The organism is Corynebacterium sp. KPL2734 (assembly GCF_040225595.1).
Classification (GTDB): domain Bacteria; phylum Actinomycetota; class Actinomycetes; order Mycobacteriales; family Mycobacteriaceae; genus Corynebacterium; species Corynebacterium rhinophilum.
Map to the genome: position 1 here is coordinate 171,451 of NZ_JBEHFO010000001.1, position 20,836 is coordinate 192,286.

14 protein-coding genes are annotated in these 20,836 nt (G+C 58.5%); 12 read left to right on the forward strand and 2 right to left on the reverse strand.

What is annotated here, in order from left to right; genetic code table 11:
* The first annotated feature begins 7 nt into the window (after window positions 1–7).
* The 11 genes from smc to ffh all read left to right on the forward strand — a co-directional run bounded on the left by smc (window position 8) and on the right by ffh (window position 16,372).
* The gene (smc, locus tag ABRP88_RS00820) at window positions 8–3,520 is read left to right on the forward strand and encodes a chromosome segregation protein SMC (protein WP_349835741.1); all 3,513 of its coding nucleotides are present in this window, start codon (window positions 8–10) and stop codon (window positions 3,518–3,520) included.
* Between the two features lie 54 nt (window positions 3,521–3,574).
* Complete coding sequence (gene ftsY, locus ABRP88_RS00825) at window positions 3,575–5,542, forward strand: signal recognition particle-docking protein FtsY (protein WP_349835743.1); 1,968 nt, start codon at window positions 3,575–3,577, stop codon at window positions 5,540–5,542.
* Window positions 5,543–5,791: 249 nt separating this feature from the next.
* Entirely contained in the window at window positions 5,792–8,773 is a 2,982-nt protein-coding gene (locus ABRP88_RS00830) for a DUF4040 family protein (protein WP_349835745.1), read from the forward strand.
* Window positions 8,773–9,249: a sodium:proton antiporter gene (locus tag ABRP88_RS00835; RefSeq protein WP_349835746.1), complete on the forward strand. Its 477-nt coding sequence runs from the start codon at window positions 8,773–8,775 to the stop codon at window positions 9,247–9,249. The genes ABRP88_RS00830 and ABRP88_RS00835 overlap by 1 nt, the downstream gene beginning before the upstream one ends.
* Window positions 9,249–10,790, forward strand: a complete 1,542-nt coding sequence (locus ABRP88_RS00840; protein WP_284851452.1) for a monovalent cation/H+ antiporter subunit D family protein — start codon at window positions 9,249–9,251, stop codon at window positions 10,788–10,790. The genes ABRP88_RS00835 and ABRP88_RS00840 overlap by 1 nt, the downstream gene beginning before the upstream one ends.
* Window positions 10,791–11,324 carry a monovalent cation/H+ antiporter subunit E gene (locus ABRP88_RS00845; protein ID WP_005278609.1) on the forward strand — a complete coding sequence of 178 codons (534 nt, stop codon included), beginning with the start codon at window positions 10,791–10,793 and terminating at the stop codon, window positions 11,322–11,324.
* Complete coding sequence (locus ABRP88_RS00850) at window positions 11,321–11,611, forward strand: cation:proton antiporter (RefSeq protein WP_005278611.1); 291 nt, start codon at window positions 11,321–11,323, stop codon at window positions 11,609–11,611. The genes ABRP88_RS00845 and ABRP88_RS00850 overlap by 4 nt, the downstream gene beginning before the upstream one ends.
* Window positions 11,612–11,614: 3 nt before the next feature.
* Entirely contained in the window at window positions 11,615–11,983 is a 369-nt protein-coding gene (locus tag ABRP88_RS00855) for a Na+/H+ antiporter subunit G (RefSeq protein ID WP_005283678.1), read from the forward strand.
* Between the two features lie 228 nt (window positions 11,984–12,211).
* Window positions 12,212–12,550 carry a P-II family nitrogen regulator gene (locus ABRP88_RS00860; RefSeq protein WP_023022932.1) on the forward strand — a complete coding sequence of 113 codons (339 nt, stop codon included), beginning with the start codon at window positions 12,212–12,214 and terminating at the stop codon, window positions 12,548–12,550.
* A 6-nt stretch (window positions 12,551–12,556) separates the two neighbouring features.
* The gene (locus ABRP88_RS00865; RefSeq protein WP_349835749.1) at window positions 12,557–14,689 is read left to right on the forward strand and encodes a [protein-PII] uridylyltransferase; all 2,133 of its coding nucleotides are present in this window, start codon (window positions 12,557–12,559) and stop codon (window positions 14,687–14,689) included.
* A gap of 51 nt (window positions 14,690–14,740) precedes the next feature.
* The gene (gene ffh / locus ABRP88_RS00870) at window positions 14,741–16,372 is read left to right on the forward strand and encodes a signal recognition particle protein (protein WP_284869101.1); all 1,632 of its coding nucleotides are present in this window, start codon (window positions 14,741–14,743) and stop codon (window positions 16,370–16,372) included.
* Between the two features lie 82 nt (window positions 16,373–16,454).
* Here the strand turns inward: ffh and ABRP88_RS00875 are convergent, their stop codons facing one another.
* Window positions 16,455–18,722 carry an acyltransferase family protein gene (locus ABRP88_RS00875; RefSeq protein ID WP_349835750.1) on the reverse strand — a complete coding sequence of 756 codons (2,268 nt, stop codon included), beginning with the start codon at window positions 18,720–18,722 and terminating at the stop codon, window positions 16,455–16,457.
* A 357-nt stretch (window positions 18,723–19,079) separates the two neighbouring features.
* Between ABRP88_RS00875 and rpsP the strand changes: the two genes are divergently transcribed.
* On the forward strand, window positions 19,080–19,577 hold the full coding sequence (gene rpsP, locus ABRP88_RS00880; protein ID WP_284851456.1) for a 30S ribosomal protein S16: 498 nt from the start codon (window positions 19,080–19,082) through the stop codon (window positions 19,575–19,577).
* A 150-nt stretch (window positions 19,578–19,727) separates the two neighbouring features.
* On the opposite strand, the gene ABRP88_RS00885 is transcribed toward rpsP, so the two are convergent.
* Window positions 19,728–20,426, reverse strand: coding sequence for a TetR/AcrR family transcriptional regulator (locus ABRP88_RS00885; protein ID WP_284769580.1), 699 nt, complete (start codon window positions 20,424–20,426; stop codon window positions 19,728–19,730).
* Window positions 20,427–20,836 lie beyond the last annotated feature (410 nt).

Below are 20,836 nucleotides of genomic sequence, written 5' to 3' on the forward strand. Positions count from 1 at the left end.
ATCCCAAATGCACCTGAAATCGCTGACGCTCAAAGGCTTTAAGTCATTCGCGTCGGCGACGTCTCTCAAATTTGAGCCGGGCATCTGCGCCGTCGTCGGCCCGAACGGCTCCGGCAAATCCAACGTGGTCGATGCCCTTGCCTGGGTCATGGGAGAGGCCAGCGCGAAAACCCTGCGCGGCGGCAAGATGCAAGACGTCATCTTCGCTGGGACAGGCGACCGCAAGCAATTGGGCCGGGCCGAGGTCACACTCACCATCGATAATGCCGATGGTGCCCTGCCCATCGAGTACTCCGAGGTCTCTGTGACCCGCCGCATGTTCCGCGACGGCGCGAGCGAATACGAAATCAACGGGGCGAAGGCCCGGTTGATGGATATCCAGGAACTGCTTTCTGATTCCGGTATTGGCCGGGAAATGCACATCATCGTGGGGCAGGGCAAGCTTTCTGAAATCCTGGAATCGCGCCCCGAGGATCGCCGCTCCTATATCGAGGAAGCCGCCGGCGTCCTCAAACACCGCCGCCGCAAAGAAAAAGCCCAGCGCAAACTTACGGGCATGCAGGCCAATTTGGATCGCCTGCAAGATTTGACCGATGAGCTGGGAAAACAGCTCAAGCCCTTGGCGCGGCAGGCAGAAGCCGCCCAGCGCGCGGCAACAGTGCAGGCAGATGTACGCGATGCGCGCCTGCGCTTGGCCGGAGACCGCATCGTCGGCTTGCGGCAAAAGCTTTCCGCTGCCGAGCAGACCGCGACGGCCCTATCCACCCAGGTGGAAGAGACCACGGCGCAGCTCGAAGAGGCGACCGAGCACCAAATGGAGCTGGAAACCCAGCTAGAGGAGGTCAATCCGCAAGCGGAAGCCGCCCAAAAACTGTGGTTTGATCTCTCCACCTTGTCCGAGCGCATTGCGGCGACCCAGCGCATCGCAGAGGAGAGGGCGGATAATGCCGGGTCCCAGGTCGCCTATGCCGGCCAGGATCCGGATGATCTTGAGGCCAAGGCGACGCGCGCGGACGAGGAGCACGAGGAGCTCTTGGAAGCGGCAGAAGAAGCTGCGGAGCGGTTGGAAAGCATCCGGGAGGAAGTAGCGGAGCGTCGGCAAGCATTCGAGGCCGCAGAGCACGAACATATGGCGCAGGTGCGCGCTATTGCGGACCGCCGCGAGGGCGTCGTGCGCCTTTTTGCCGCCGAGGAAAAGGCCGCGGGGCAGGTGGCCAGCGCGGAAGAGGAATTGGCGCGGCAAGAAGAGGCCGTGGCCTCGCTGCAGCAACGCACTCAGAACGCGCAGGCAGAAGCCGCTGAGGTAGCGCAGAAGCTGGATAATTATGCTGCGGAGCGCCAGCCTTTGGAGGAAGCGCATACGCGGGCTGCCAGCGAGTCGGGCGCTGCCGATAAGCGCTTGGACCAGCTCCGCGATGCCCAGCGCGAGCGCGAGCGCAGTGTCTATACGCTGCGGTCCCGCATCGATACGCTATCCCAGACTATCCCTGAGCCGGTCGAGGTAGGTGAGGAATTCCAGCCATTGGCCGCATACATTTCTACGACCTACGAGTCAGCGGTTGCGGCCGCCTTGGGCACCTTCGCTGAAGCACAGGCGGGTCAGCTGACCGAAGGGTTGATTGCGGATTTGGAGAAGGGCCCGCGCTCGGCGCTGCTGGATGCGGCAGCGACCGCGCCTGCAAGCTCGTGGCGCGTCGATGCCGATCTTCCGCCGCAGACCTCCTGGCTGCTGGATCACATAACGGTCCAACCTGCGGTTTCGACGGCATTGCACCGGCTGCTTGCCGATGTCGTCCTCGTCCCCGATATTGCCCACGGCCGGCGCCTCGTCTCCGATGATCCGCGCCTGCGCGCCGTGACCGCTTCGGGCGTCGTCATTGGCGAAGGGTGGGTCGAGGTCGGTACCGGATCCTCGTCTACCGTGGAGGTTTCCGCTCGCATCGCGGAGGCCGAAGAGGAGCTAGAGCAAGCCAATCAGGCCCTGGACGAGCTCTCCGGCACCCTGGAGGGAGCAAGGATTGCTGCCGAAGATGCCCGCGTGACGGCCGCGTCCGCGAAGGCAGCTTTGCGGGAGCACGATACCGAGGTTGATGCTTGGAAGCGCGATCACCACCGCTTGGAAAAGCAGTACGAGGCCAATAAAGCGGAGCTGGAAAAGTCCGCCCAGCGCGCCACCGAGATTGAGGTGCGGCTGCAGAAAGCCAATAAAGAGCTTGCCGATGCCCGCGATAGGCTCGCCCGCGTCGACGCCGACGATCAACCAGACGAGCCCTCGTCCGCAGATAGGGATGCCGCCTCGGCCGCGCTGGAAGAAGTAAAGTCCATGGAAATGGAGGCCCAAGTTGCCGCCCGCTCGGCGCAAGAGCGCGTGGGCCAAGTTGCCGGCAAGGCTGATAATCTGCGGCGCCAGGCCCAACACGAACGCCAAGCGAAGGCCCGCCATGAACAGGCGATGGCCCGCCGCAAGGCACAGGGCCAATTGGCCGCTACAGTGGCACGACACGCACAGGACTTGGCCGCGCGGGCGAACCAACTCTTAACCCGCGCCACCTCTGAGCGCGATGAGTTTTTGCACGAGCGCAACTCCTTAAATTCCCAATTGCAGCAGGCCAAGCAGGCGGTCTCGGCTGCACGCCAAAATAGCGACCGGCTAACCGCGCGGGCGCATGAAGCAGAACTGGCGCGCTCGCAGGCGCAGGTGCGCCTGGATGAAGCGGAGAAAAAGATTGGCGAACAGCTGGGCATCGCCATCGCTGACCTGCTGCGCGATTTCACCCCGGGCGAAGACTTTGACCGCAGCGCGGAAAAGTCGCGGCTGCAGCAGGCGGAAAAGGATCTGAATTCGCTGGGCAAGGTTAATCCCTTGGCCTTGGAAGAATTTAAGGCGCTGGAAGAGCGATACAGCTACCTGTCCACCCAGCTCGATGACGTCATCCAAGCCCGGAAGGATCTCGCCGGGGTGATTTCGGACGTGGATAAGCAGATCCTGCAGCTGTTTACCGATGCCTGGCGGGATGTGGAAGCAGAGTTTCCCAAGGTATTCAATACCCTCTTTCCGGGTGGAGAGGGCCGGTTGATCCTTACCGAGCCAGAAGACATGCTCACCACCGGCATCGAGGTAGAAGCCCGCCCGCCCGGTAAGAAGGTCAAGCGCCTGTCGCTGCTTTCCGGCGGTGAGAAATCCCTTACCGCACTGGCCATGCTCGTGGCTATCTTCCGCGCACGCCCCAGCCCGTTCTATGTCATGGATGAGGTCGAGGCAGCGCTTGATGATGTCAATCTGCGCCGGCTCATCGCCTTATTCGAGGAGTTGCGGAAGGATTCCCAGCTTATTGTCATCACGCACCAAAAACCCACCATGGATGTGGCCAACGTCCTTTATGGCGTGACCATGCGCGGTGATGGCATCACCCGGGTCATTTCCCAGCGCATGAATCCAGCCGGACTCGCGCCGGGAGCCGAGCAAGCAAGCCAGGATGCAACGCGGCTTGGAGTTGATGCGCCGCAATCAACGGAATAAAAGATTTCCCCTCCCTTATGTGCCGCAAGCCCGAAAGGCTGGCACTATAGAGGCATGAATTCTTTATGGTTATGGATCGGCATAGCAATCGTTGTCATTGTGCTGATTGTCGTCTTTATTGCAATTGGCAAAAAGCGCGGTGAGTCCAAGAAGGTTTCTTTCGAGAAACCCAAGGAAGAAGAGCCAAAGCAGCTAACCCAAGAGCAAAAGTCCGGCAATTACCAGGCGAAGTCTGGCTTCAACTTTGCCCCAGCGGGCGCGAAAGAACCCGAGAAGGTAGCGCAGGAGAAGCCACAGCAGGCTAAGCAGGAGCAGCAGCCGGCGCCTTCGGAGAAAGCGGAGCCGAGCGCTACCGATATCGCAAACGCCCAGCTCAACGGTGAAGAGCCGCCGGCGGCCAAGCGATCTGCACCGGCTAAGGATAAAGGCACTGCACCCGAAAAGGCAGCCAAGCAGGATAAGGACACAGGAAAAGACAACGGCGCTGGCGATGAAGCTAAGGCCGATTCCGAGTCTGCTTCCACTCCGGAAGCCAAGTCCAAGCCTGCCGCGGATAAGACCGAAGATAAGGGTGCTGCCGGTACGGCCGCAGCTGGGGGAGTCGGCGCCGCTGCTGCTGCAGCCTCTGGTGACCGCCAGGAATCCGCCGCAGATGATGCAGATAAGGAACCTGCAGATCAGGCAGAGGATCAATCTGATAAGCCGGATTCCGCGCAGGCTTCCACACCTGCTTCTGGTGAGAAGGAAGCAGAAGAAAAAGAAGCAAAGGGCAGCGAGCAATCCGCCCCAGCTGCTGCCGAGAAACCTGCGGCAGCGAGCGCAGGCGAACGCGGCGAGCCGGACCATGAAGAAAAAGCCCCAGAAGACGTTGTATCCGTCGAGACCGCCGAGGTAGAAGATGAATCGCCAGTCTTTGACGCGGTGGTAGATGATAAAGACGCAGACCAGATCGAAGAACGCGTCGATAACCACGAGGAAGCCGAAGAAGCCGCAGCTGCAGCCGATGCACAAACGGATGCGGCGGAAGCGGCCAAGGAACAAACGCCTGTACCAGATGGCGAGCCTGCCGCGACGGGCCAGCCCACCGAGGACATTGCTCCGGCGGGAGGCCGCCTCGGCCGACTGCGCGGCCGCCTCTCTCGTTCCCAGAACGCCATCGGCCAAGGACTGATGGGGATCCTTTCCGCCGGTGATCTGGATGAAGACGCCTGGGAGGAAATCGAAGATACCCTCATCATGGCGGACCTTGGCACCAAGTCCACGATGAAGGTCACCGATTCTTTGCGTGACAAGATCGCTGAGCGTGGCGTGTCGAGCGAAGAAGAAGCACGTGCGATGCTGCGTGAATGCCTCATCGAGGCCTGCCACCCAGAAATGGATCGCTCCATTCGCGCGATGCCTAATGACGGCAAGCCGGCCATCGTGATGGTCGTGGGCGTTAACGGCACCGGTAAGACCACCACCACCGGTAAGCTCGCCCGCGTCCTCGTATCGATGGACCACAGCGTATTGCTGGGTGCGGCAGATACCTTCCGAGCCGCAGCAGCCGATCAGCTAGAAACGTGGGGGCGCCGCGTGGGCGCCGAAACCGTACGCGGCAAGGAAGGCGCAGACCCTGCCTCCGTGGCCTTTGATGCCGTGGCCACCGGTGTGGAGCAGCAGGTCGATGTCGTTTTGGTTGATACGGCCGGCCGCCTGCACACCTCGACCGACCTGATGGATCAGCTGGGCAAGGTCAAGCGCGTTGTAGAAAAGAAGACCGAGGTTGATGAGGTTCTCTTGGTCCTCGATGCCACGGTGGGCCAAAACGGTCTGGCACAGGCACGCATTTTCCGCGAGGTTGTGGATATTTCCGGCGTGGTGCTTACCAAGCTGGATGGCACGGCGAAGGGCGGCATCGTCTTCCAGGTGCAAGAAGAATTGGGTGTTCCAGTCAAGCTTGTGGGCTTGGGTGAGGGTGCCGATGATCTTGCACCATTCGAAGTCGAAGGATTTGTCGATGCCTTGTTAGGCGAGAAATAGGGACTCCTTCAACCGGCTTAGATAACTCCCCAGGACCCCGGCTGCTTACAAAAGCGAGAAAGCCGCGGGCGCTGGGGAGTTTTCTCTCGCCGATGTGCCGTGCATGTATGCCCCGCGAGCATGGGATGCCCTGAATTACTGTGATCTGGATTGGGTTGGTGAGCAATGGTAATCTGGTAGGGCTGTATTTAGTGATTCGGTGCGAAATTCGCACCAATCCAAGACCAAGGTTCGTGAGGCAAGTATTTCGTGACGCTACTTTTTGCTGTCCTCCTTGCGGCATTGGCAGTGATCTTGGCACCGGTGACCGTAAAGGTCATGGACCGACAGGCAGGCTATCCATTAGCTGGCCTTTTTCTCATTGCAGCGGTGCTCATTGCTAGGGATTTTTCTGCCATTGCAGCGGGGGAGGAACTCAGTTTCCAAGCCACCTGGGTACGCGATTTTATTGCACCGGGGGTTGACGTAAGTTTCGCTCTGCGTGGAGATGCATTGAGCATCTTCTTCGCCATGTTGGCTCTTGTCATTGGCGCTGTCGTGTTGACGTACTCGGCAGCTTATCTCCCTAAAAACGAGGGAAATACGAGCTTTTATACACTGATGACGGCATTCACGCTGTCCATCTTGTTACTGGTTCTGGCCAATGACGTTGTTGTCCTATTCCTCGCCTGGGAGCTTGTCTCCTTGGCATCTTTCATGCTCATCGCGCGTTCTGGCTCTGGGGGAGAGGCAGGCTCCCAGCGCACCTTAATTTTGACGTTTATCGGTGGCCTTACGCTATTGACGGCATTAGGCATTGCCGCAGTGACCACCGGTTCGACCACCATTTCTGAGATTCTCGCATCCTCGGTATGGGATGAACGTCCAGGTGTGACCGCAAGCGTTGCCGTGCTAATCGCGGCTTCTGCCTTTACCAAGTCCGCTCAATTCCCATTCCACTTCTGGCTGCCAGAAGCCATGGCCGCCGCTACGCCAGTCTCGGCGTTCCTACACGCCGCGGCCGTGGTCAAGGCGGGCATCTACTTGCTCATTCGCTTCTCCACGATCTTTTACGACGTCGCGGTGTGGAACTGGGTGCTCATCGTCGTCGGTATGGGCACGGCGGTAATGTCCGCAGTCTTCGCGGTACAAAAGACGGACCTGAAGAAGCTGACCGCTTATTCCACCGTTTCCCACCTGGGTTGGATTGTCGCCACTATCGGTGTCGGCACCCCATTCGCCATCGGTGCGGCACTGGTACACACCTTGGCACACGCGCTCTTCAAGTCCTCGCTGTTCATGCTCATCGGCGTCATTGACCATGAAGCAGGTTCGCGCGATATCCGACGCCTTGGCCCGCTGTGGAATAAGATGCCGTGGACGTTTGGCTCTGTAGTCATCGGCGCCGCATCCATGGCTGCGGTACCTCCACTGCTGGGCTTTGTGTCCAAGGAAGGCATGCTCACTGCCTTTGAGGATGCCCCCATTGGCGGCGCAGGCCAAGCAATCTTGCTTGCCGTGGCAGGAATCGGTGCCTTCTTTACCTTCACCTACTCTGCAAAGATCGTCTTCGGCGCATTCTTCGATGGGCCACGGTCCATGGACGATGTCCACGAAGCCCCAGTTTCCCTGTGGCTTCCTGCAGCGCTACCGGGCTTTATGTCCCTGCCGCTCGTCTTCGTCCTGGGCATTTTCGATGAGCCTTTGGAGCATGCCGTTGGCGCCGTGGGCATGGAAACGCATGCTCACCTTGCGGTATGGCATGGAATCAACGTGCCATTTATCATTTCGATCCTCGTGCTGGTAGCCGGAATTGCGGCCATCTTTGTCCGCAAGAAGATGTGGCCGGCTTTCGAGGGACGCAACTTCATGCCGCGCAGCGGCAACGAGCTCCTGCAAAGCCTGCAAGATGGCTGCGCCAAGCTCGGCCAGGTATTGGGCAAAATGTCCGATTCCCACAATCCGTCTCGCCACATTTTGCCGATTGTCATCGTGGTTATTGTTCTTGCTGGTACTACGTTGTTCGGCGAGGGAGTCGACGGCGTACCGCTGCAACCGCGCGTCGATGGGCTAGACAACCCGTGGGACCTTCTGCCTTTGGGCATTATTGCGTTGTCCGTATTCGGGCTGGTGCGCACCAAGAACCGCCTTACCGGCGCCGTCATGATCGGCATTGCGGGTACAGGCGTTACCTTGCAGATGTTCCTCTTGGGTGCACCGGACGTGGCACTTACCCAGTTCATGGTGGAAGCACTGTCTGTGGTCGTCATGATGATGGTGCTGCGTTACCTGCCAGAGACCTTCCAGCCGGTTACGGATAAATCTCGCAGGGTGGGCTCCATCGTCATCGCCGTATTGGCCGGTGTTGCGGCCTTCCTCGGAGTCTGGGGCCTGATGGGCCGGCACGAACGCTCGGACCTGGCGCTGTGGTACCTCGACAAGGCACCGGATATCACGGGTGGCGATAACGTCGTGGCCACCATCATCGTGGAATTCCGTGCACTCGATACCTTGGGCGAGCTGTCCGTGCTGGGCATGGCCGCCGTCGTTATCGCAGCCATTACCACCACGCTGCCGCGCTTCCCGTTCAGCTCGGGCACGCGCCCGGCGCCGTTCGGCCAGTCACAGCTGAACTCCGTGCCGCTGCGCAAGGGAATCAATATTGTCATTCCTTTGCTCATCATCATGTCCGTCATCGTGTTCTTCCGCGGACACAATTCTTCCGGCGGTGGATTCCCAGCTGCGCTCATCATGGGTGCGGCCATCGGACTTACCTACCTGTCCCGCGGCTCCGATGAAATTGTCTTCGGCCGCATGACCCCCGTGCACCTTACCGGTATTGGCATCATTACCGCGCTGTTGGCAGGCTTTATTGGCTACTGGCACGACGGCTTTGGCAATGGTGGTTTCCTTACCGCCTTGCACGGTGAGGCCCTTGGCCAGCACTGGACGACGTCCCTCATCTTCGACCTCGGTATTTATCTGGCGGTGCTGGGTATGCTCACGATGGCCATCAATGCCTTGGGTGGCTACCTCAGGCCTGGTACCGAGCGGGACTACCTGCCATGGGTCCATGATGATGACTCGGCCCTGCCGGCGACGCCGCGGATTGCCGTTGAGGATGCGGACGATCCGTACCCAGACCCAATCAACCCGTCGACGGATCCGCTGGCTTTGCTCAGCCCCAAAGAGGCAAAGACAAAGACAAAGCAACGTCGCCGTTCTAACGCCAACCGAGGAGGGGAGAAGTAATGATTCTCGCGTTAACAATCGCCATCCTCATCGGTGGCGCCGTCTACCTCATTCAGCAACGCGGCTTGGTCCGCATTGTATTGGGCATGATGGCATTCGGCCACGGTGCCAACCTGACCTTGTTGGCCACTGGCGTGTACTCCTACCGAGGTGAAGCCTTTCCCTCGGAAGTCCCCCATGACCAGATGGCCGATCCGCTACCGCAGGCATTCGTTCTAACGGCAGTTGTTATCTCCATGGCAACCTCGACCATCCTGTTGACCATGGCTGCAATGGGCAAAAACGATGACACCGATGTGGTGGAACCCGTCGATGACAACACCATCGACCACGCATTTTCTACCTTGGGCCGCGATGCCCAGAATCGAGCAATCTTGGAAGAATCCACAAATGAGCTCGATCGCATTGGCCGAGTAGACCACGACACCCCTGTGGCTGAGCGCGGGGTACAGAGGAAGAAGGAGGATGAAAAATAATGGCTGATGTTGTAGCCCAACTTCTTCCGCTTTTCCCGGCAATTCCCCTCATTGCCGCGGCTCTTGCCTTGTTGGCGCCGTGGCGCGCCGTCCGCGATGCGATCATGCTCATCATCCCTGGAGTCGGTGTCTTCGCCGGCCTGGGGCTGTTGATCTACACCATGAACAATGGGGTAGTGGCGCATACCGTGGGCCTCTACGTAGGCAATGTGGGTATTCCTCTCGTGGCGGATGCCTTCTCCGCGCTGATGATCATCACCACGATGATCGTTGCCTTTGGCGCCAACTGGTTCGCCATCGTGGGCGGGGAGACTAAATCCCGTTATTACCCTTCGCTCACGCTGATTCTTATCACCGGTGTGTGCGGTGCGCTCCTGACCGCTGACCTCTTTAACTTCTTCGTATTCATTGAGGTCATGCTGCTGCCGTCGTACGGCCTTATCACCATGTCTGGTACGTGGTCGCGCCTGGCAGCTGGTCGCGCGTTCGTCCTCGTTAACCTTTTCGCCTCCACGCTGCTGGTGGTTGGTGTCGGTTATATCTATTCCGTCACCGGCTCGGTTAACTTGGCCGCCCTGCAGGGGGCCGCCGCCGGCAACGGTCCGGTGACCGTCGCTGCGGGCATTATTCTCATTGCGATTACCGCCAAGGCTGGCGTATTCCCAGTGCAGTCCTGGCTGCCGCGTACTTATCCTGGAACGTCGGCGGCGGTGATGGGGCTCTTTTCCGGCTTGCACACGAAGGTTGCTGTGTACATGCTTTACCGGCTGTACGTGCAGCTTTTCGATCTTGAGCAGCGGTGGAACGTGCTCATCATCGTCCTCATGCTGATCTCGATGATGATCGGTGCGTTTGGTGGCCTGACCGAAAAGACCATTCGGCGCGTGTTGGGTTACCAGATGCTCAACGGTATGCCGTTCATCTTGGTGATGCTGGCCTTTACCTCGGAGGACCCAAGCCGCGCCCTAGCCGCCGGTATCATGTACACGATTCACCACATGGTGACCGTTGGCTCGTTGATCCTGGCTTCCGGTGCCATCGAAGAGACCTACGGCACGGGTGACTTGACCAAGCTATCTGGCCTCGCGCGCCGCGATACCATTATCGCCTGGATTTTTGCCGCTGGTGCTTTCTCCGTTGTGGGCTTCCCGCCATTCTCCGGCATGTGGGGCAAGCTCATGATCGTCTTCGAGGTCGCCCGCAATGGCGGGGCTTGGGCCTGGATTGCGATTGCCGCCATCATCATCGCCTCCTTCGCAGCATTCTTGGCGATGTTGCGCGTCTGGCGCGAAGCATTCTGGGGACACGATTTGCCCTCGGACAAGGTTCCCGATGAGCTCATCATTCGCAAGAAATTGATGGCGCCTTCTGCAGCGCTCATCTTGGTCTCGCTGGGCATGTTTATTTTCTCCGGCGTGGTCATTGATGCGGTGGAAACCGCAGCAGACCAATTGCTGGACACGACGGCTTATACTGACACCATCTTGGACGATGACTCAGCCGCACTACCTAATATCGATGACATTCAGGAGGGCCGATAAATGCATGCCGTAGCCTATGCACTCTGGCTCATCAAAGAAATTTTCGTTGCTGGGTTCACCCTGGCGATGTCAGCATTTAAGCCCGATAACGAATACCACCCGGTCATCATCCGGTATCCGCTGCGCGTTACCAGCGCCTGGGAGATCTTCTGGTTCACCTCGTCAATCACCGCTACCCCTGGCACGCTGTCCTTGGGGCTCCGCGAACCACCGCGGAAGGGCTTGCCCCGCATCGTGCTAGTACAAGCGGTCCAGGGTTCCGATCCTGCGGCGATTGTGGCTGACTTGGCGGATATGGAAGAGCACTTGGCCCCGCGCGTCAAGAGCATCGACTATGGCGTGCCTGGGCAAGGGGATACGACGGAACTCGATGAGGCTTTCTACGAATTCCCCTTGGATACGCTCGGCCGCTATATGCGCTCACCGGATCTCGCGCGGGCGGAGGACACTCCGCTTTCGGAGAGCCAGGCGGACGTCGAAAAGCCCAAGCACCTCGCCCGGAAAATTCAACGCAGAAAGGAGACCGACCGATGATTGATTTTGCAACATTGTCCCCATTCGGTTGGGTTGTACTGGTGTGCGTGTTCATCATGGGCGGGGCAGCCTGGTGCGGGGTGCTATTGGCGCTGCGCACCCGTGACGAGCTCACCCGCGCGGTGATGTCAGACATCGTCTTTTACGGCATGATTTGCATGTACCTCGGTTGGTCAATGATCAATAATGCCCCATTGGCCTATGACATTGCCCTGATTGGCGCCATCGCTGCCGGTATTTTGCCGACCTTGTCTATGGCCCGCATTATTTCGAAAGGGCGGCGATAAGCCATGGCTGTATACGAGATTATTGCTTCGGTTCTGCTCATTGTGGCCACGATCCTCGTGGTGGCAACCGTGGTCTCCTTGTGGCGCGCACCGGATGCCTTGACCCGTGCCAACCTGATGGGTCCGACCGTGGGTTTGGCGGTGCCGCTTATTATCCTCGCCAAGCTAGTGGTGGATTTTGGGCAGGATGGCTTTTCACTCGGCCTCCTTATCAAGGGCCTCATCGCGTGCTTTGGTGTCTGGATTATCGGCTCGGTGGGTTCGTTCTACCTGGGGCGTTCCATCTACGGTGTTGCGGTTACTGACGTTAAACACGCCAAACACAATAATGAGAAAATTCAGACCGTCTACGCTGATGAAGACGAAATCTAGGGTTATCTTTCCCTAGTGTGCAGCGCGGGTTCGTACTTTCTCCATGGAGGATGTACGGCCCGCGTTTCTTTTGGGCAGATGCGGTGCGTACAGCAGCGGATCCAGCCTTAATTTACCGGCTGCAACTGTAATTCGGGCACATTCGGAAGTTGTGCGGGGTTAGACTAGAACGCAGCATATCCGCGCCGCACCTGGCCGCCGACTTATACTTTTCTTCAGGAGGATTAAATGAAACTAATTACCGCCATCGTTAAGCCGTTTACTCTGCCGGATATCCGGGAGGCATTAAAACAGCAGGATGTACACGGCCTTACAGTGACCGAAAGCCAGGGCTTTGGGCAACAGAGTGGGCACAGCGAGGTCTACCGCGGCGCCGAATACGCGACGGACTTTGTACCCAAGGTGAAACTAGAAGTTTTGACCGCTGATGACCAGGTGGAAGAGCTCATTGACGCCATCGTGGATGCCGCTTATACCGGCAAGATTGGCGATGGCAAGATTTGGATTACCCCGGTAGAAGACGTCATCCGTATCCGCACCGGGGAGCGCGGCGAGACCGCCCTTTAAGCAAAAATGGTGGCAGCATCCGCTCTTCGCAGCGAGGCTTATGACGCGGCGGTGCGCCTGCTCCAGGATTTAGATCTGCCGCCGCACACGGCGCTAGCTGCAACTGGCTCTTTAGCCAGGCAGGAGATGACTCCCTATTCCGATATTGATGTCATCTTGATCTTTCCGGAGGATTACGAGCCAGATCCCCGCTTGGTAGAGGACTTGTGGTATCCGGTGTGGGATGCCAAGTATCGGTTGGATTTTGCCCTGCGTACCCCGCAGGAGTGCGCCGAGATCGCCTTGCAGGATGCCTCAGCTGGCTTCGCACAATTGGATCTGACGTATATTGCTGGCGAGAAGCCGCTTGTCGATGACGCTCGTCAACGCCTCCTACACGCGTGGCGTCGACAGTTGCAGCGGGGGTTTGACCGCTTCGTCGATACCGCCATCGCACGGTGGAACCGTTCTGGCGCCGTTGCCACCATGACTAACCCAGATCTGAAAAACGGGCGCGGGGGATTGCGCGATATTCAGCTCTTGCGTGCTTTGGCCCTAGGAAACCTGTGCGATCTGCCTGTGCTGGAAGAAGAGCGGCGGTTGTTACTCGATGCACGGACCCTGCTGCACGTCAAGGCTCATCGGCACCGCGATATTTTGGATCCGGACTTTGCCGCAGATGTCGCTGATGAATTAGGTTTTAGCAGCCGCTATGAGCTAACGGCGGCACTGGTTACTGCAGCTTCTGCTGTCGATGAAGCGGTAGAGCGTAGCTTGGCCACAGCCCGCGGCGTTTTGGGTAGCCGGGGTGCTGGTCCGGCGCAGGGGCGCGACCGTGTGCGCAGGCCCCTTGACGTGGACGTCGTGGCTGATGGTGCCGTTATCTCCTTGGCCCGCACACCCAATCGTGCAGACCCATGGCTGTTGACCCGAGTCGCGGCGGCCGCAGCGCGGACAGGCTATTCCGTCTCCGCAACGACATGGCGGGTACTGCAGGAGCTGCCGGCTCCACCGGAGCGGTGGCCGCGGGCGGCCGTGGATGACTTTTTCGCCATTTTGTCTTCGCCGTCTCATACCCCGCGGGTGATTGCGGAGCTGGATCGCTATGGGCTGTGGGAGCGCTTGGTCCCAGAATGGGGTCATGTGCGCGGATTACTGCCCAGAGAACGCAGCCACATGCATTCTGTTGACTACCACCTCGTCGCCACCGTCACGCGCTGCGCCGAGGTGCGGACCTCGGTGGCGCGCCCGGATCTGCTCCTCCTGGCCGCGTTGTACCACGATTTAGGCAAGGGACATGACCGCCCGCACGAGCAAGTAGGAGCAGAGATGGTGGCGCGGCAGGCCGCGCGCATGCGCTTTAATCTTGCAGATATTTCCCGCGTGCAAACCGTGGTGGCAGAGCATACGAGCCTGGCGCGATTGGCAGCGACGATGGATCCGAGTTCGGATGCCGCGCGCGATGCCCTATTGAATGCGTGCCATTATGATCAATTGACCATTTCGCTGCTCGAGACCTTATCCAAGGCGGATGCCTTATCAACAGGCCCTGGCGTGTGGTCTGCTCGCACCGCACAGGCGCAGGCCCTTATCGTCGCCCGCGCTTTGGAAGCGAATAAGCCGCGCATAGTCACCCGCCCCTTAGTCCGTGTTCCGCAGGACGAGTATGGGGTAGGGCTTGCGGTTGATTGGCAGGAGGAAGTGGTCACCGTGACCTGGTCCGGTGCCAATAAGGCAGAGTTTAAGCGCATTTTTGCGCTGATTTCAGCCTTGGGGTGGACGATTGTGCGGGCCAATTTCGTACAGGGTGATGCTGGTAGCTATCAGGCGGAGTTTGTCATCCGCACTGTGCAAAAGACGCTCACAGAGGCCGCGGAACCGGATAGGTTTATCCAGTCCTATAATTCGCGTACGTACAAAGAGCTTCCCGATATCGCAGGTGAGCCCACGACGGCGGCCTTTAACGTGGGCGGTATTTTGGAGATTCGTACCGTCGAGAGAATAGGTGCATTGGGCTATTTGGTGGAGTCTTTGCCGGAGTTTATGTGGCTGCGCCATGAGATCCTGGGCGCCACGATGATTGTGCATGTGTTCTTTGGAGCTTCGGTTTCGCGCGCCCAGGTGGTGGGGAATGTGACCAGGGCCCTGGCTAGGGACTAAGATTGAATAATTGAACTTTAGATCGATCTAATTTAAGGGAGCGCATCCGTAGTGTTTGACTCACTATCAGACCGCCTACAGTCAGCCCTGGCGGGCCTGCGCGGCAAGGGAAAATTAACTGAGGCGGATATCAACGCCACGACTCGTGAGATTCGTTTGGCCTTGCTGGAAGCTGACGTTTCTCTAACGGTGGTGCGCGGGTTTATCAAGCGCATCAAGGAACGCGCCCGCGGCGCGGAAGTATCTGAGGCGCTCAACCCCGCCCAACAGGTGGTCAAGATCGTCAATGAAGAGCTCATTGAGATCCTAGGCGGAGAAACCCGCCGGTTGAACTTGGCCAAGAATCCACCGACCGTCATCATGCTGGCCGGTCTGCAGGGTGCTGGTAAAACCACCTTGGCCGGTAAATTGGCCAAGCACCTCACGAAGCAGGGACACACCCCGATGCTCGTGGCCTGTGACTTGCAGCGCCCAGGAGCCGTGCAGCAGCTGCAGATCGTCGGCGAGCGCGCGGAAGTCCCGACCTTCGCTCCAGACCCAGGTACCTCCCTGGATTCCAATGACCACGAGATGGGTACCTCGCACGGGGACCCGGTGGACGTCGCCAAGCGCGGTATTGCTGAAGCAAAACAGAAGCAGCACGATGTGGTCATCATCGATACCGCCGGCCGCCTGGGCATCGATGAAACCCTGATGACACAGGCGCGCAATATCCGTGATGCCGTCAATCCGAATGAAGTCCTGTTCGTCATCGACTCCATGATTGGTCAGGACGCCGTGCAAACGGCGGAGGCCTTCCGCGATGGCGTGGACTTTACCGGCGTGGTTCTCACGAAGCTGGATGGTGACGCCCGCGGTGGTGCAGCGCTGTCCATTCGTGAGGTGACCGGTAAGCCGATTTTGTATGCGTCCACCGGTGAGAAGCTCGATGATTTTGATGTCTTCCACCCAGAGCGCATGTCTAGCCGCATCCTGGGAATGGGTGACCTGCTCTCCCTGATTGAGCAGGCGGAAGCCACCCTGGATCACCAGAAGGCCGAAGAAGCAGCCTCTAAGCTTGGCTCCGGCGAGCTCACGCTGAATGACTTCTTGGACCAGATGCTGATGATCCGCAAGATGGGTCCAATTGGCAACCTGCTGAAGATGATGCCTGGCGGCAAGCAGATGAATGAAATGGCCGCCATGGTGGATGAAAAGCAGCTGGATCGCATCCAGGCCATCATCCGCGGTATGACCCCAGAAGAGCGCGAGAACCCGAAGATCTTGAACGCGTCGCGCCGCAAGCGCATCGCCAATGGTTCCGGTGTAAGCGTTTCTGAGGTCAACCAGCTCATTGAGCGATTCAACCAAGCCAAGAAGATGATGTCCAAGATGGCCGGCCAATTTGGCATGGGCGGTGGCGGACGTTCTGCCACCAAGAAAAAGCCAAAGGGCCGCAAGGGCAAAAACGGCAAGCGCAAGAAGGGCAAGGGCGGCGGTGGCAACCGCGGCCCCAAGATGCCGGGTGGTATGCCAGGAATGGGCGGCGGTATGCCGTCGATGGAAGAGCTACAGCAGCTGCAGCAGCAAATGGGCGGTGCCGGTGGCCTTGGCGGTGGAAAGATCCCCGGCATGCCCAAGATGCCCAAGGGCATGGAGAATATCGACCTCGATAACCTCAACTTTGGCAAGGGCAAAAAGTAGCCGCGCAGAGACATAAATAGAAGGTGGCCCATGACCTCTCAGGTGATGGGCCACCTTTGTGCGTGCCGTCGCGGGGGAGCGTCTACACCGGGTCGTTTTCCAGGGTATTGGGATACGGCACCGGGTTGGCGCGCCGCGTGCCACCGGTGGTGGGGGCAGCTGGCGATTCCTCTAGTGCTGCCTCTGCCTCTTCCGGGGAGATTTCTGGCGCCTCTTGTTGGACCTTTTCGCCGTTCAAGAAGGGCGTGAGGGCTTCTCGGATCATCGGCATCGCGGAATCAGCAAAGGCGTTGGTGATGTGGTGCATATCGCGGTAGACCATGGTGTTGCCGATGATGACCGGGCAATCGCCATTAGCATCGCAGAACCACGGCGCGGTATCGAGGGACAGCATGTTTTCGTACTGCGATAGAACAACGGCACCTGGATCGTAAGGTTGGTAAACCTGCTCAAACCGCATGCCGCAGCCCACAGAGTCCTCAGTGGCAACGTAGCACTCATCGAATTCGCGCGGCTCCCCGTCCTCATCGAATCCCCACGGGTTATCGCGGAAACCCAGGAAGGGGATATCGCGCTTGGATAGTTCTTCCCAAAAGGCTTGGTAGCCGGCGGGGACAGCGTCTGGGCCATGCCCGAATTCGTTTTGCGGGCGGGTGGTATTGGAGATAACCAACTCTGGCTGGGCTTCGGCAATGCGGTCCATGACCAGTTCACCCCACTCGGCGCATTCGGGGCTGACCGTGACGTCATCGCCAAGCTCGATGGGGCAACCTTGGCGCAAGAGGGGAACCAGCTTGAAACCCATCTCTCGGCCGAGGCGGTCGAGGGCAGACGAGTATTGCTCCGCGTGGGATCCTCCCACCAAATAGACTTCCTTTTCGGCAGTAGTGTCGCCGAAAATGCAGGGGGTCTTGCCGTCCCTGCGCGTTTCAAAGAAGAAATCAGCGGGCTGGCTATCGGGCACGAAGCACCAGTTTGCAGCAACCGGCGGCTGGATTCCTCTAGCCACGATGGGATCAGGTTTGATCTCTACGCCATCCGGCGGGGTGATGTCATTGATGAACGTGGTAGCGCCGGGATATTGCTGGGGGTTGAGCATTTCCGCGTCGGCGATATTAAGGGTGCGCAGCCACAGCGGCTGAATGAGAAGCAGCGCCGTGACGCAGCTGGCGACCACGACGCCGCCGATGGCCCGACCGGCACCGGCACGGGTGGACAGACTGGAGACTGCCTTGTGGGCTGGAAGATCCTCTGCCAAGGGCCGCTTGCGGTGCTGGCGCAGGGGACGCTCGATGAAGCGATGCGTGATATCTGCAAGCAGCAGGGAGATGGCAATAATAATGATGCCCAGCCACCACGACGGGGTCTGCTGGCCCAAGTACGAGGTGGACAAAATAAGCAGCGGCCAGTGCCATAGATACAATGGATAGGCGACATCGCCTAGCCAGCGCGCCTTTTTAGAGGCCATGGCCTTGGAGATCTTGCCGCCACCGCCCAAGATGATGAGCACGGCACCGCCCAAAGGCAAAAGCGAGAGCGGTCCTGGGTAGGCGGTGGTCTCTGCGATGATGGCGCCGGTAAAGACCAGCATGAAAAGGCCAAGGCCAGTAAACAGATCATAAAAACGCGCAGGAATCTTCCATGCAGAACCGTAGATGGCTAGAACCGCACCAAGGGTCAACTCCCAGGCGCGTGACCACGTGGAGTAGTAGTTTTCTGGAGTTCCGTGTAGCCCATGGCGCGAGGCATAGGCAAAGGAAATGATGGTCACCACGATGAGGATGGGGCCGGCGATTTGGTTGACCGTGGGGAAGCGGCTTGTGCGCAGTGAAGATTGCTGCGGGCGCCATTTCATTATCGCAGCCAGGATGAGGGCAAAGGCAATGCCCATCAGGTAGAACTGGCCCTGCACGGACATCGACCACATATGCTGCAGCGGGGAAGTATCGGCGGCGGCCGCAGTGTAGTCAGCGTGTTGGCGCGCCAGCTCCCAGTTCTGGTAGTACAGCATGGTTGCCGTAATTTGCTGGGTAAATTCAGTGCGCATGAGCTGCGGCGTGAAAAGGCGCACGAAGATATACGTCACACCGATGACCAAAACAAGGCTTGGTACCAAGCGGCGCAACGTGCGCCAGATTGGCCACCATGGGTTCAATGACGCGTTGGGCTTGCCGGCATAGCGCAGCTGTGAGCCTAAAAAGAAGTAACCGGAAAGCAGTAAAAAGACATCCACGCCGCCGGAGACACGACCGACAAAGACGTGGTAGATAACTACGAGGCCAATTGCGATACCGCGCAGACCATCGAGGTCATAGCGGTATCGAAAGCTGCGTGGAGAATCATTTGTCATAAAACGTCATTTCGTGCGCTTGCTCATGGGGAAACAAGCGTGGCGTACTTCTAAGCCTTCTGGGTCAAAGGTTTACGTTCGGCTAATCAGGTTACTCTTTAATGGTCTCGGAGGCATAACGAGGCAAGGTAGAATGCGGGAGACGCGGAGATTTTAAAATACTGCCTGCACACGCTAAAATGGTTCGGGTTATCGCAGTGGTGTGAACTGCTGACGATAATGAGACGTTTCATTCTGCGTAACACCGTTCCCGTCTACGGTCGGCCGGTACGTCACGCGCAGATAAAATCCAAGGGTTGAACCGGCGTGCTAAAAAGCGCGTGTCTGAACTGCCCAGTGACTAGAAAAGGAGCCATCATGGCTGTCAAAATTAAACTGCAGCGCGTAGGTAAGATCCGCGCCGCTGAATACCGCGTAGTTATCGCTGATGCTCGTACCCGCCGCAGCGGCAAGGTCATCGAGAACATTGGCATCTACCACCCGAAGGAAGAGCCTTCCCTCATCAAGATCGACTCCGAGCGCGCACAGCACTGGCTGTCCGTTGGTGCACAGCCTACCGAGCCTGTCTTGGCACTACTGAAGGTCACCGGCGACTGGCAGAAGCACAAGGGCCTGCCGGGCGCAGAAGGCACCTTGAAGGTTGCCGAAGAGAAGAAGTCCAAGCTGGACCTCTTCAACGAGGCGCTGGCTGAGGCTAATAACGGCCCAACCATCGAGGCCATCACTGAAAAGAAGAAGGCCAAGGAAGAAGCAAAGAAGAAGGAAGCTGAAGAGGCTGCTGCAGCTGAGGCTGCCGCTGCTGCTGCCGGCGAGGCAGACGCTGAAGCAGAAGCTTCTGAGGAGTCCGCAGAGTAATCTGCTCGGTCTCTAGCGCCCTTTACTGATTAGGGCGCTGTGCATAAGCTTCATCCCCCACCTGTCATCGTTGCATTTATGCGCGATAACGAGTGGGGGATTTTGCGCGCTCGGCCAGCGCGCGGCCGCCACTGAGGCTAGTGGCTAGCGCTATTCAGAGCGTGGCCGCAATTCGGGGTAATTGGCGTATACATCGCCTGGATCTTTAAAATCCATCCCGCGCAAGCTGCCTGCGACGACGGGTTTGAATAGCTGATAGATTTCCTCCCGCGGCAGTTTAGACAGGGGCCCGTCAATGGCAAGTACGGTAAACCCGTGGACGGCGGACCAAGACAGCAAGCTATTGTGTAGGAAATACTCTTTATTGGGCGTTTGGCCTTGGGCTTGGGTGTGACGGGCCAAGAGATCGAAGTAGCGCTGAATCAGATTCAGGTGCTCGCTTTTTGGATCATCGGGAGTTGAGGGGTCTACGCCGAGCATAAAACGAAGCGCCTTCCACTCCAACATGCAACGGAAGAAGTTCGTTTCATCCAAGGCAAATTCGAGGTAGGCATACCCAACCTGCACGAGGTGATCGGGGAAAGCGAGGTTGCCAGCTTTATCGGTGGTGTGGTGAAGGCGGCGCACGAGCTCGTCGGTGGCTAGTTCGGCTACCTTATCGTGCAGTTCTTCCTGATCCTTAAAGTGCCGGTAGGCCGAGGTGGGGGATACTCCTGCCGCGCGGGTGACGGCGCGGATGGTAATAGCCTCGGGGCCTTTTTCCTTTCCTAATTGCACGGCGATCCGTAGCAGCTCGTCGTGGAGGTTTCCGTGGTGGTAAGGCTTGTTATGAGACTGCGATGTATCCAAAATCTGTCCTAACGGTGTGTGTATTCCAATTAGCCTGTAAGCATCGTTAAAAGCATTAGTGCCGGTTGCCCGTCTGACTGTTCTGTCGGTGAGTCCGAGTTCACATCCGGTAGGGGTGCGGCAACGCTATGCACTATATAGGCGGGTAAGTGCACAATGTTACCTGGGGCTAGTGCGACCGTGTTCTCCCCACAAGTGAAATTCACTTCGCCGCGTATCGCCTGCACGGTGATCGGGTGGGCGGCTTTGTGATCTGGCAGGGATTGACCAGGGGCAAAACTGAAAAGGATCAGGTTTGCGCGCTCACCGTTTAAGACTCGCTTGACCCCAGGGCGCTCGCGTTCAGGATCGGTGGGAGGTGCCAAAGCCACCAGATCAAGGTCGATCAAGGGGGAGTTCGGTGCCTCCTG

Excerpts from the sequence above, each read along its gene's own strand:
- rpsP (WP_284851456.1), top strand. The coding sequence starts at position 19,080 with ATGGCTGTCAAAATTAAACTGCAGCGCGTAGGTAAGATCCGCGCCGCT.
- ABRP88_RS00860 (WP_023022932.1), top strand. The coding sequence starts at position 12,212 with ATGAAACTAATTACCGCCATCGTTAAGCCGTTTACTCTGCCGGATATC.
- ABRP88_RS00840 (WP_284851452.1), top strand. The coding sequence starts at position 9,249 with ATGGCTGATGTTGTAGCCCAACTTCTTCCGCTTTTCCCGGCAATTCCC.
- ABRP88_RS00835 (WP_349835746.1), top strand. The coding sequence starts at position 8,773 with ATGATTCTCGCGTTAACAATCGCCATCCTCATCGGTGGCGCCGTCTAC.
- ABRP88_RS00845 (WP_005278609.1), top strand. The coding sequence starts at position 10,791 with ATGCATGCCGTAGCCTATGCACTCTGGCTCATCAAAGAAATTTTCGTT.
- ABRP88_RS00875 (WP_349835750.1), bottom strand. The coding sequence starts at position 18,722 with ATGACAAATGATTCTCCACGCAGCTTTCGATACCGCTATGACCTCGAT.
- ABRP88_RS00855 (WP_005283678.1), top strand. The coding sequence starts at position 11,615 with ATGGCTGTATACGAGATTATTGCTTCGGTTCTGCTCATTGTGGCCACG.
- ABRP88_RS00850 (WP_005278611.1), top strand. The coding sequence starts at position 11,321 with ATGATTGATTTTGCAACATTGTCCCCATTCGGTTGGGTTGTACTGGTG.
- ABRP88_RS00865 (WP_349835749.1), top strand. The coding sequence starts at position 12,557 with ATGGTGGCAGCATCCGCTCTTCGCAGCGAGGCTTATGACGCGGCGGTG.
- ftsY (WP_349835743.1), top strand. The coding sequence starts at position 3,575 with ATGAATTCTTTATGGTTATGGATCGGCATAGCAATCGTTGTCATTGTG.
- smc (WP_349835741.1), top strand. The coding sequence starts at position 8 with ATGCACCTGAAATCGCTGACGCTCAAAGGCTTTAAGTCATTCGCGTCG.